This window comes from Kitasatospora cathayae (assembly GCF_027627435.1).
Taxonomy (GTDB): domain Bacteria; phylum Actinomycetota; class Actinomycetes; order Streptomycetales; family Streptomycetaceae; genus Kitasatospora; species Kitasatospora cathayae.
Genome location: NZ_CP115450.1, coordinates 7911219 through 7923494 on the forward strand (window position 1 = coordinate 7911219; position 12276 = coordinate 7923494).

A 12276-nucleotide genomic window follows, 5' to 3' on the forward strand; every position below is an offset into this window, starting at 1 on the left:
CGCCTGGCGGGCGGTGTTGCCCTGCCCGTCAGTGCCGGTGCGGAATCGTTCGCGTCCGGCTGATTTCGCCGAATCGCCCCCGGGTCGTCGGCTGCTCTGGCATGCTCACTCGAACGGCAGCAGACATCGGGTGACCGATGCGTGACTCGGCGTCAAGGGTGGGCAGTGCAGTACACGATCAGCGCGACCGCGTTCCTCGCGATCCTCATCGTCATCCGGCTCCGCCGCCGCACCGAGGCCCGCAGCCGTACCGACGAGGTGTTCACCGTCTTCACCGCGGTCGTGTTCGGAGTCCTGATCGCCGCCACGTCCTTGGGCCACGCCATCCTCCAACTCGTCGGCGCCGCCGTCGAGGCCACCCACTGACACCACCCCGACGCCGATGAGCGCCCCCACCAGGGCGGACGCAGCACGATGTCAAGCGCGTTCGTCATCGCCCCTGTCGGTAGGCCATCCTGGTGTCCTTGGCCGTCCTCGTACGTCGTGAGGTGTTCCCCATCGGTAAGAAGAGCGGATCGACACTGGCCGCATGGCTGCGCGGTCTCGACTCGGCCGCGTTGGAGCGCGTCCTGGCGGCGCGCCCGGACGCCGCGTCGGCTCCGGAGCCGCGCTCGGTCGGTGAGTTGGCGGACCGTCTTCAGCGCCCGGCGTCGGTGGCGCTGGTCCTGCCCCGGCTCACGCTGCCGTGCCTGCAGGTGGCGGAGGCCCTCGCCGCCCTGGCGTCCCCGTCCCGGGAGGACCTGGCAGGCCTCCTGGACGCGACGTACGGCGAACGCGCCCACGGCCTGGCCGCCGTCCTGGAGGTGCTGGCCGATCGCGCGCTGGTGTGGCCGGACGGCAACGGCCGGCTGCACACGGTGGGGCCGCTGCGGCAGGCCTGGGGCTCACCCCTGGGCCTGGACCCCTCACTGACCCAACTCGTGGCGCACGTCACCTCGGACGAACTGGCGCGCCTCCTGGCGAAGCTCGGCATCAAGCCGACCGGCAACAACAAGCAGCAGCGGCTGGCGGCGCTGGTCGACCACCACGGCGATCCGGACCGGGTCGTCGCGCTGGTGGCGAAGGCGCCCGCGGCCACCCGGGAGCTGCTGGAGAGGCGGGCGCTGCGGGCACCGAGGCAGCCGGGCTTCATCATGTTCGGGGCTCCGCCGGACGCCTCCGAGCCCGGCCTCCGATGGGCGCTGGAGCGTGGGTTGCTGATCGAGGACCGCCACCGGTACGGGCCGGCCCGGATGCCCGCGGAAGTGGCCCTCGCCCTGCGCGGCCCCGAGTGGCACGCCCCGTTCATGCCCGTCGCACCCCTCGTGCGGTCGGTGCCCGTCACCGTCCCGGAGGTCGAACGGGAGGCCGCGGCCGCCTCGATGGCGTTCGCCGCCCACGCCGTCTCCGTCCTCGGGGTGTGCGCGGCCGCGCCACCGGCCCGGCTCAAGGCCGGAGGGATCGGCGCTCGCGAGCTGTCCCGGATCGGCAAGGCCGCGCAGTGCGACGAGCTGCCGGTACGCCTCGTACTGGAGACGGCGAGCGCCGCCGGACTGCTGGCCCGGGACGGCGACCGGGTCGCCGCGACCGCCGCCTACGACACCTGGGCCGAGGAGGAACCCGCCGAGCAACTCGCCGTCCTGCTCCGGGCTTGGTGGGAGCTCCCGCTGACGCCCGGCGGAAGCCGCGACGAGGACGGCAAGGCCCTGCCGGCCCTCGCCGGGGCCCCGCCCTGCGGCGGCTGCGTCCAGGCCCGGCACGCACTGCTCACGGCCGCGTCCCAGCTCCCCACCGGCGAAGGCGCGGCGCACCCCGCGGACCTGGGGGCGCTGATCGTCTGGCTCCGCCCGCTCGTCGACGAACTCCCGCAGGACACCGCGCCGTTCGCCACCCTGACCCGGGAGGCGGAACTGCTCGGCGCACTCGCTCTCGGGGCCGTGACCCCGATCGGCGCAGCCCTGCTCGCCGACGACGCCGAAGCCCTGACCGCCGCCTGCCGACGGCTGCTGCCCGCCGCCAGCGGGACGGCCCGCTTCGGCAGCGACCTCACGGCCGTGGTCTCCGGCACACCGTCCGCGGCCCTCGCCGCCCTGCTGGACTCCGCCGCGGACCGGGAGAGCGCCGGCGCGGCCTCCGTCTGGCGGTTCAGCCCGGGCAGTGTCCGCCGCGCCCTCGACGCGGGCCTCACCCCCGACGCCCTCACGGCCGACCTGGCCGCCGTCGCCGCCGAACCGCTTCCCCAGCCGCTCTGCTACCTGATCCACGACACCGCGCGCAGCCACGGCCGGGTGCGCGTCGTCGCCGCGGCCTGCGTGATCCACGGACAGGAACCCGCCCTGCTGGCCGAGTTGGCCGCCCACCGCAAGCTCGCCCCACTCGGCCTGCGGCAGCTGGCACCCACGGTGCTGATCAGCCGGACCCCACCGGACAAGACCCTCGCGGCCCTGCGCGCCGCGGGCTACGCCCCCGTCGCCGAGAAGCCCGACGGGACCGTACGGATCGAACGGGCCCAGCACCACCGTGCGGCGCACCCGCTCCCGTCCCCGCGCCCGCCCCGCGGCAGCTCCCGCACGCAGCGCACGGACGCCCGCACCGCGAACGCGGCGCCGCCCGTCGACCTGCGCGCCCTCGCCACCCGGCTCCGCGACGGGCCGCAGGACGTCCCGGAGCCCGACCCGTACGACGGCCGTCCCTTCGCCAGCGACACCGAGGAGATCATCGCCGGGCACGCGCGCAACCTGACCTTCACCGACGTCCGCCAGCTGGCCCACGCCGTCGACGAACGGCAGGCCATCACGATCGAGTACGTCGCCACCTCGGGCAACGCGACCGTCCGCACCCTCAGCCGGCTCGAACTCGACGCCCCCTACCTGAACGCCTGGTGCCACCTGCGCGACGACGAGCGCGTGTTCACCCTCTCCCGCATCCACGGCGTGATGCCCGGGTAGCCCGGGGCGGGAAGGGGCACCCTCGTCGACCGCGCCACACCACCTGCCCCCGTCGTCCTCGCTCTCCTCGTCCTCGGGCTCGTCGTCTTCGGATTCGGCGATCTCCGTGAGGTGGGCGTCGGAGTCGTACACCTCGATCAGGCCGTGGTCGGGCCTGGCTACGGTGTCGAAACCATGCTTCCGCCCCCGAGCGCAGCGAGGTCAACCGGCGGCCCGGGCGGCGGCCGGCAGCGGTTCGACTCCGACGATGCGGCGGATGCGCGTGGGCTCGATGAACACGGTGACCCGCCGCTCGCCGGGAATGCGCCAGCCGTACTCCTCGACGCCGAGGTACTTGTGGGCGAGGCGGTCCATCTGCCGGTCGGCCTGCTCACCGGTCACGAACTCGACCGCCCGGCCGTGGATCTGGACGCGGTCGTACGGATCGGCCGGGTCGGCGTTGGAGAGGCAGACGCGCGGGTCGTGACGCAGGTTGCGTTCCTTGACCCGGCCGATGGAGGTGTTGAAGAACACCCGGTCATCCTCCAGACCGATCCACATCGGCGTGACGTGCGGGGCGCCGTCCGCCCCGGTGGTCGCCACGAACCAGATCCGCGCCTCCGCCACCCGTGCCCGGATGTCCTCCGTCCACATGCCCATTCGGCCGCCGTCCCTTCGCCTCGTTCTCGTAGCGGTCCCCGTCCGGTGCCCGCCCTCAGGTGATGTTGCCCCAACGCGGCGAGCCCGACCCGGATGAACACGGGACCGGGCCGAGTGTGCACCATCCCCGTTGTTCGCCGGCGTCGCCCCACACACCCTCACCGTCGGAGGCGGCGAGCCGTTCACCCGCAGCGGCGCGGCCGGCGCCGGAGCGGCCCTGCGCGCGGCCCGAACGGCCGCGTGCGGCCCGGTCGAACCGGCCCCGACCGGATGGCCCGTCCTGCTGGGCACAGTCGGCGAGCCCTCCGCCACAGCGGTACCGTCAGCTCGCCTTCCAGGCCAGCGGCTTGCCGTCCTTGTCGATCCACAGCACGTACGTCAACGGCTTGTCGGCCGGCGCCAGGTAGATCGCGCACTCGTGCTCGCTCTGTCCCTTGACGAAGTCCTTGCCGCCCTGCGGGACATCGCTCTCGCACTTCGGGAAGCTGCTGAGCAGGTCGACCTTGCGGGCCTGGGCGGTGTCGCTGACCATCGCCCGCAGCTGCCGGTTGAAGTAGGGCTCGAAGATCCCGTTGCCGCCGGTGTGGGTGTAGGTGACGTTCACGTAGTACGGCGTCTTCCCGGCCATGTCCTCCGGCTTGAGGAACTTGGCCAGATCGCCGATGTCGCCCTTCACCACACCCGTCGGGGCGATGCTGAGGGAGATGTCGCCCTTCTCGTTGTCGGGGTAGGTGCCCTGGGCCTTCGCTCCGACGGCCAAGGCACCCGGGAAGCGACTTCCTGCCGTGGAACCCGAGGACGGGCTCGAACTCGATCCGACCTGCGCGGGTGCGGAGGCCGAAGACGTGACGGCCGGCGCAGTCGTGCCGATCGGGTCACCCGCGGAGGTGGTCGCCGAGGGCCCGGCAGCGGAGGCGTCGGCGCCGCTCTGGTCCGGCCCGCAGGCGCTCAGCAGGAGGGCGAGCGCCGCAGTCGTCGGCACGGCCGCGCGCAGCAGGAGGTCGGTACGCATGCAAGGACTCCGTGGAGGGTGGCGTAGGGACGGCAGGAGCTCCGAGGGAGCCGGGCTGCCGTGGCGGATGGTCGGACCAGCCGGACAACTGCCCGTGGCGACTTCGCCCTTGACCCGTCGCGATGTGAGCCGGCAAACGATGTGAGCCGGCAAACCGGAAGACGGGAGGTGGTGAAGCGCGTGCTCGGAGTTGCTGCTGGGCACATGCCCCCATGCTCCGGTGGCCACGGCCGGGCCGGCGTGAGTACGGGTACCCAAACTGACCCGCGCTGTTACTCAATCACGCCCGTGCAGGAGGAAGGTCGCCGGAGCGGCCGTTCACCGTCTCGCCGGCCTTCGAACCCACGCGCCCGGCTCGTCGAACGCCCAGAGGTCCTCGCGGCGTGACCCGGTGGCCGCGGGGAACGGCCCGATGTGCGACGGCGGGGGACTACTGCCCGATGTGGACCCGCAGCGCCGCCACGAACCGCGCGAACACCGGAGCCAGGCTTGGCGGAACGGGCCATCCGTTGATGACCGCCAGCAGGTGCCAGTACCGTTCCGCGCGGGGGTCGCCGGCGATCTCCAGGCGGGTCAGCAGCCAGTGGCGCAGGTCGGCGTCGTCGGCGCGGCCGAAGGTCTGGGCATAGCAAGCGGTCAGGGCGTCGAGGATGTGTGCGGCCTCGGCAGAGGTCGGGGCGATGCCGGACTCGAGCGCGTGGCCGATCCTGTCGCGCACGGTCTCGGTGAGGTCGTGGTGCAGCCCGGTGGAGTCGCCCCGGGCGCGCTCCGCCGCTTGGTACTGCGCCATGCGGCGGACGGCGGCGCGGAAGTCCGCCCTGCTGGAGACTCAAGCTCCTTCGCCGGTCCCGATCCGGCGATCGGTGCGACCCGGCGGTCCGTTGTCGGTGAGCGTGTGCAGAATGGCCGACCATGAACCGGATGCCCACTCTCCCCCTGACCGTGCCGCGCTCGCTGGCCGACGCCCACGGTCTCGATCCGGCCGGCGACGGGTGGGTCCTCCTCCCGAAGCACGCCGTGGCCACACCGGCTGGCGACACCTACACGCTCTCGACCGTGTGGCGCTACTGGCGCGGCAGCGGCGACCCGACCTCGGCCGCTCACTGCAACCTCAACTACCAGGTGATCACCCGCCACGACCCCGACGGCACACCCGTCGCCACCGCCCTGTACGGGCACCCGCGACCGGACGGCACCCCGTCGGCGATCCCGTACGCGAACAGCGAGACGCTGGCGCTCCTTCCGGACGGGACGGTCGCCGCCAGCGGGCACCCAGGAAGCACCCACCTGTTCCCGCCCGACCTCAGCCGGGTCCTGGCCACCTGGCAGACGCCGCACGACCGGCAGTACGAACAGGATGAGCAGCAGCCCGAGCAGGACGGTGGCGACCTGTTCGCCTCGTCGATCGCGGTCACGCCCTCCGGCCGGCTGCTCTGCGCGACGTCCGAGTACGGCCTGGCCAACTGGGCCGACGCGCACCTCAACGTCGTCGCGCTCTCCGAGCCCGGCAGCGCGCTCGCCCCCGGCTCGAAGGCCACCCTGCGGGCGCTGACGGCCCTGGAGACGCGCGCCGACCGGCAGACCGACGCCCACCGGCAGCCGCACGTCGTCCACGACGGCGAGCCGCTCTGGCGGGACAACCGCCCCTCGCCCTCCCTGATCGACCTCCTCTCGGAGCTGACCGGCACTTCCGGCACGCTGGGCGGCCACCAGGACGGCACGATGACCCGCCCCAGCGCCCTGGCCGACGACCTCTTCGTCGTCCCGGTCTTCGGCCGGACCTACCGGTCGAGCAACCGCGGCCAGCAGTTCAGCTTCGCGCTCGTCGACGACCAGGGCGGGCTGCGGGGCCGGCTGGAAGGACTCGACCTCAGGGAGGACAGCCCGTTCACCGGCTTCGACTTCACGGTCGTGGCCGACCCGTACCGCGGCAGGGCCTTCCACCTCAACCGCTACGGCTTCTACGCCTGGACCGCCGACGGGAAACCGCGCTCCCGGATCTCCACCGCGGACAAGCCGTTCAAGTCCCTCGTCCACTTCGCGCTGCTGGAGTGCACCCCGGCCGGTGAGGTCCTCCTCGTCCACCGCAAGCAGCACCTGCTGCTGCGCGTCCCGGTGCCGCAGGACCTCGACGCCCTGCCCGCCGCCGTCGAGACCGCGCTCAAGGGGTACGGCTCCGGGCGCCTCGCGCTGAAGAAGCAGTACGCGCCGGTCAACTGGACCTGGCTGGACAGCGCGGCACCGGTGTTCCATCACTGAGCCAGGGCCCGGCCCTGGATACGGGGGCGGTGCACCGGGCCGGTACGATCCTGCTCGCCGCGCACGCAGGTGCGAGGGCGGGGGGTTGGGGCGCGGTGCGCCGGCGCTGTGTTCTGTCTTCTGCCTTCTGCTTTCTGTTCTTCGTCCGTGCCCGGTGCCCGCTCAGGGACCGCTCGGGTACGGGTGGCGGCCCCTCCCCGTCCGCTAGGAAAGCAGTTCATGGTCTTCTTGTCGCTCGTGGTGCTCGTGGTGCTCGTGGTCGTCGCGGGTAGGTTCGTCGTCTCGCGGGTCGCCCGGGAACGGCGGAGCCTCCGGGAGACCGAGCTGCGGCGCAGGCTGGTCCCGCGCGAGCAGCTCGTGCTTCGGGGGGACGAGCCGTCCGCGGAGTTGGCGACCGCGCTCGACGCGGCCGAGGGCGGTGACTGGCGCCCGGTGGCCGAGTACCTGGCCGAAGCCGACGCCGACCGCGACCGCGACGCGAACCGGCGCTGGATGCGGATGGAGCCGCTGAGCACCGCGGCGGCGAAGGAGGACCACTGGCTGCGGCTGTGGCGCGAGGAGGAGCCGCGCAGCGCGGTGGCCGCCCTGCTGCAGACCGACGCGCTGGTCGGGCTCGCCTGGGAGATCCGTACCGACAGGTACGCCTCCGAGGTGACCATGGAGCAGGCCCGCGGGTTCCACCGCGTCCTGCGCGAGGCGGAACAGGCCGCCCGGGAGGCCGTTGAACTGGCACCGGCGGAGGACCCCAACCCCTGGGTGGCGCAGATCGCCATCGCCATGGGACTGGGCTGGTCGCACGAGGACTTCCGTGAGCTCTGGGCCGAGGTGACGGCCCGTGACCCGCACCACCTGCGGGCCCACGAGGGCGCGTTGCAGTACTGGTGCGCCAAGTGGCACGGCAGCCACGAGCTGATGCACGCCTTCGTCGATGCCGCGCTCGTCGACGCGCCGGCCGGCAGCCTGCTGACCACCCTGAGGGTGCGGGCGTACCTCGAACAGAACACCCGCGACAAGGCAGGGGCGGCCGCCTACCGGACGCCCGAGTTCACGGCGGCCGTGGACGCCCTGCTGGCCGACCTGGAGCAGGCGGATCCGGCGCATCCGCAGCTCCAGACTGCCCGGGGCTGGGCTGCCTGGTCGCTGGTCATGAACGCCCGGGTGGCGCTGGCGTTCGAACAGTTCCAGCTGATGGGCCGTGAGGTGGCCGGCCCCTGGCTCAACTACGACGATCCGCGGACGGCCTTCGACCGGATGCGTGAGATCACCGTGCAGGCGATCGGCCGGGCGAAGGTCTGACACCTGACCGCCTGACGGGCCGGTGCGGCTGCGCGCGCCGCACCGGCCCGGCCCCTACGGCCGCAGGACGAGCGAGCGGCCCACCGGCGTCCACTTCATCGCCTACAGCTTCGGGCCCGTGCCCGATCCCGCCCGCCTCGTGCTCGTCGTCCAGCATCCGTCAAGGTGCACCGGCACCGGCAGCAGCCCGAAAGCGCGTTGCACGGCCGCCGGAGCGACGACTACTCTCACTCGCATCGACGTGTAGCTCAGCAGTAGAGCACCGGGCTCCTAACCCGGAGGGCGCAGGGGCAGGACCTGCCACGTCGGCTTATGGACGACGACGCTGAGCAGCAGCACTCCACCGGAGCCGGGGCAACCACGCAGTACCCGCAGCACCAGCTGGCCCGGGCACTCCTCACCTCAGTGGTCCACGGCGACGGCCGGACCCGGCTGCGCGCCGAGGCCCGGGCGGACCGCTGGCGCGCGGTACTCGCCGGGATGGCCGAGGGCCGCCTGGTCATCGGCTCGCGCACCCCGGTCGCCGGCCTGCCGGCCTGGGTGACGCCCGAGGTCGTACGCGGCGGCTTCGCCACCTCCGCCGCCAGTGCCGAGGGCCCGCTCCAGCCGTACGAACGCGAGGCCGCGACCCGGGCGGGGATCCCGGCCGAGCGCGGGGCGCTCTTCGCGTACTGCCTCACCGAACCCGGCCTGGCCCGGCTGTACGAGTTGCTGGACAGCGGCCGCTACCAGGTCACCGTGCCCGAGGAGGCGGCGCTGCTGACGGTGGCCTGGCTGGTGCGCGCCGGGGACACGGCCGCCGCGCTGGACCTCGTCGACACCCTCGAACCGTTCGCCGGCCGGCTGCGCTTCACCCCCCGCCCCGCCGCGCTGCCCGCACCGGACGCCGACGCCGTACACCGTCGCACCGCCGGCGACGCCCACGCCGCCCTGACCCGCCGACGGCCCAACCCGGCCGTCGAAGCGCAGCGCGAGGCCCTGACCGTCTGGCAGCCCTTCGGCGATCGACTGCTCGCCCACTGGCTGGAGACCGCCACCACCGGACCGGTGCTGGAGCACGCACCCGACACCTCCTGGCTCCAACGCGGCGCCCTCCTGCTCCGCCAGTACGAGGAACTCGCCGCCGTCCACACCCGCTGCACCAAGCACCGCAACCCGAAGGAGAACCTCGGCATCCTCCGCGGCGCCCTCGCGGAAACCCTTGCCGGTCGGACCCTGGACCCGCGCCGACTCGGACTGCTGCGCCACGCCGTCGAGTCCATGCTGCGCCGCCGCGGCCGACCGGGCTCCGCCCCGCACACCGAACTGCGCGCCCGCCAGGCCGTCCAGGCCGCCCGGCCCTCCCACCACCACCTCGCCCAACTCGTGCTGCGCCGCCTCGACGGGCTGCGCCCCGACACCGGCATCGCCGACGTCCAACCGCTGATCGCCGACGTCTCGCCACGTGAAGCACAGGAGACCGGACTGCCCGCGGGCGAACCCGTACCCCCGGCGATCCGCCGCGTGGTGGAAGCCGCGACGAGCGCCCCGCTCGGCACCCTCGTCGAACGCGGCATCGTGCCCTCCGCCGAAGCCCTGGCCGAACTGGTCCCCCAACTGACCGCCGCCACCAGCGCCCAGGCCCACCAGGACGACGCGCTGCGCACCCTCGCGGCCGCCAACTACCGGGCCTTCCGCAACCGCCGCTCGCTGCTCCTGTACAACCTCGCGGCCCAGGTACGGGTCGACGAACTGCCCTGGGTACGGGCAGTGGCCGCGCACCGCGCCGACGAGGACGGCCGCGAACCGGCCCGGGTCGCACTGCGCCGCCTCGGCGAACTGGCCGTCCAGGCCTTCCCCGGCACCCTCCTGCCCAACCCGCTGGTGCGCGAACTCGCAGTCCTCGCAAGCAAGTCAGGCCTCGAGGCGCCGCTCGTCGAGGAACTCGCGGCGGACATCTTCATGGGCACCTTCACGCCGAAGTTCCTCGAAGCGGCGCACGTCGCCGCGGACCTGCTCGACGGCACCCTGTACGAGCGCTACTACGACATCGACTACGCGGCCGTACGCGACCTCGCGGCAGCGGCAGCGGCAGCGCCAGCGGCAGCGGCGAGCGGCGGGCCCCGGACCCGTGCGATCCGCACCTCCGGCGGATTCGCCGAGCTGTGCGTCCAGCGCGCCGGGGAGTTCGCGGGCCGGTCGGTCGCCGCCAACGGCAGGATCATCGAACAGTCCCAGATCCTCACCACCCACAACCTGGCCACCCTGGTCGCCCGGGTCGGCATCAACCCCCGACCCGGCTGGGACGACCTGGCCCGCCGCAGCTTCACCACCGTCTGCCGCACCACGGCCCGCATCCACAACAACCCGCGCCCGCTGCCCACCATCAAGGACACGGCCTACGCCTGGCGCCAGATGGTCTTCCAACTCTCCCTCTGCGAACCCACGGTCCAGGCCCGCGTCATCGCCGCACTCGACGACGAAGCCGCCCGCCACCCCAACCATGTCACCGCCCGCCTCGCCCCCGCCCTGACCGGCCTACGCCAGGCCGCAGCCGGCCGCCCGGCGAACGCGGGCGCCGGCCGACTCCTCCTCGGCTGGACCACGGGACCACACTGGCTGCGCAACGACGCCGGCCGCGCCTGACTTTCGCGCCTGGGAACTACGCCGGGAAGGACGGGCGACGGTTCGTGCGCTGCCCCCCACCTGTGCCGATCGTGTACTGCCTGCCCCTGTGCTCGCTATCGAACTGATGGGCGTGCTGTGTCTCAGGTGACGCAGGGGCTGGCGACGGCCGGCGGCCGGTGGGATCGCGTTGGGGCTGTACCCGGTGGACGATGCGTGCGGACTGTCGTGGTCCCCGAAGGAGGGCGGGTCGTACGGGGACGTTTCGGAGTCGTGCAAGATGCAAGTGGCTGACCGTCAGCCGATGTCGTGGCTGATGACCATCGGTGGTGCGGCCGTCGTGGTGGGTGCCCTGGTGACTGGCCGTGAGCCGCTGCCGGATCCGGCGCCGATCCCGCCGGCACCGGCCGGACCGGAAAGGCTCTCAGCTGGCCCGGCCCAAGGCGACGGTGCGGGATCCGGGTGCGAAGTCGTCGAAGGACTGTTGCCAGGACTCACCGGGCCAGTAGTACGTCACACGGCCCTCGACGGGCTGGTAGCGGGCTGTGTAGAGCGTTCCCCACCCCTGCTCGTCGACGGATCGATACAGCGGCGGTTTGAGCATCGCAGCTACGTCCGCACCCGCGGTGCGAATGGCAAGCAGCCGCTCCTGCGTCCGCAAGGCCCGCTCCTGCTCGTCGGTCACCGGCAGGTGCTGGTGATTGGCGGCGCAGGCATCCGGTGCCACCGTCGGCGACATGTCCGGCCCCACGAACACCGTCACCGCCTTCGCGGGATCGACAAGGGTGAGGTTCTGGGGGACGGCGACCGGCAGGGACCGCAGCCTGCCGACCGCCTCGTCGACGGTGTCGCACGTCTCCAGCAGGTAGCGCACCACGATGAGAATGGCGAAGCCAGGTCCGTGGACAGAACGTCCGCCGTAGGTGACCGAGACTGCGAGACCGGCGTCGTTCATCCCGTCCAGCAAGCCCCACAGAATGTCCTGCATCCCGATCACGGGGCGCAGGAAGCAGGAGGAGACGACGGTGCCCTCGCACTGATCGGGCGGGAAGTCGTAGTTGCGCAGCAGAGTGCCGTTCGTGCCGATCTGGGTGCAGGCCGGGGAGAACGGCCGCAGTGCCGCGTGGGTGAGGAAGGTTTCCGCCTCGGGCCGGTCGAGCTGGCCGGCCAGGCGGTCCAGAACCGGGACCAGCTCCGGCATGTGCGCACGGAACAGCGCCCGAACGCGGTCCGCGCCCTCCGGAGTCCGGCCCTCGTCGGTCAGCAGGCCATCCATGCCCTGCCACAGGGCCCGGGCGTGGGCGGCCCACCGCCCGTCGCCGCCGTCGCCGACCTCGATCGCCTGGAAGGTCTTGTGCTGTTGCCGCATGGCTGCCACTCCCCCTGTGGGAATCGGACGAGGTGAGGGCAACGTAGCTAATTGTGCGGGCAATTCACCAGGCGGCCGCTATCGGCGACGGCCAGGCGCTGGATCCGGTGAAGCCGCTGAACGCGAGCGTGGCCGATTCCGAGTAGGAATGTTGTGCTGCCGACTCCCAA

9 protein-coding genes and 1 tRNA gene are annotated in these 12276 nt (G+C 72.8%); 6 read left to right on the forward strand and 4 right to left on the reverse strand.

From position 1 onward, the window contains the following. The first annotated feature begins 165 nt into the window (after positions 1–165). Positions 166–366, forward strand: a complete 201-nt coding sequence (locus O1G21_RS35310; protein WP_270149517.1) for a hypothetical protein — start codon at positions 166–168, stop codon at positions 364–366. Positions 367–464: 98 nt separating this feature from the next. Continuing rightward, complete coding sequence (locus O1G21_RS35315; RefSeq protein ID WP_270149519.1) at positions 465–2927, forward strand: helicase C-terminal domain-containing protein; 2463 nt, start codon at positions 465–467, stop codon at positions 2925–2927. A gap of 201 nt (positions 2928–3128) precedes the next feature. Here the strand turns inward: O1G21_RS35315 and O1G21_RS35320 are convergent, their stop codons facing one another. The 3 genes from O1G21_RS35320 to O1G21_RS35330 form a co-directional block, all read right to left on the reverse strand. Beyond that, entirely contained in the window at positions 3129–3566 is a 438-nt protein-coding gene (locus O1G21_RS35320) for a PPOX class F420-dependent oxidoreductase (protein ID WP_270149521.1), read from the reverse strand. Between the two features lie 322 nt (positions 3567–3888). Further along, a complete protein-coding gene (locus O1G21_RS35325) occupies positions 3889–4578 on the reverse strand; it encodes a hypothetical protein (protein ID WP_270149523.1) in 690 nt (229 codons plus the stop codon). Positions 4579–5008: 430 nt separating this feature from the next. Next, on the reverse strand, positions 5009–5368 hold the full coding sequence (locus O1G21_RS35330; protein ID WP_270149525.1) for a hypothetical protein: 360 nt from the start codon (positions 5366–5368) through the stop codon (positions 5009–5011). Between the two features lie 131 nt (positions 5369–5499). On the opposite strand from O1G21_RS35330, the gene O1G21_RS35335 reads away from it, so the two are divergent. The 4 genes from O1G21_RS35335 (at position 5500) to O1G21_RS35350 (ending at position 10758) form a co-directional block, all read left to right on the forward strand. Continuing rightward, positions 5500–6837: a hypothetical protein gene (locus O1G21_RS35335; RefSeq protein ID WP_270149527.1), complete on the forward strand. Its 1338-nt coding sequence runs from the start codon at positions 5500–5502 to the stop codon at positions 6835–6837. Between the two features lie 219 nt (positions 6838–7056). Then, the gene (locus tag O1G21_RS35340; RefSeq protein WP_270149529.1) at positions 7057–8133 is read left to right on the forward strand and encodes a hypothetical protein; all 1077 of its coding nucleotides are present in this window, start codon (positions 7057–7059) and stop codon (positions 8131–8133) included. 237 nt (positions 8134–8370) lie between these two features. Next, positions 8371–8442, forward strand: a tRNA-Arg gene (locus O1G21_RS35345). A gap of 3 nt (positions 8443–8445) precedes the next feature. Further along, the gene (locus O1G21_RS35350) at positions 8446–10758 is read left to right on the forward strand and encodes a hypothetical protein (RefSeq protein WP_270149531.1); all 2313 of its coding nucleotides are present in this window, start codon (positions 8446–8448) and stop codon (positions 10756–10758) included. A gap of 403 nt (positions 10759–11161) precedes the next feature. On the opposite strand, the gene O1G21_RS35355 is transcribed toward O1G21_RS35350, so the two are convergent. After that, entirely contained in the window at positions 11162–12106 is a 945-nt protein-coding gene (locus tag O1G21_RS35355; RefSeq protein ID WP_270149533.1) for a C45 family autoproteolytic acyltransferase/hydolase, read from the reverse strand. Positions 12107–12276 lie beyond the last annotated feature (170 nt).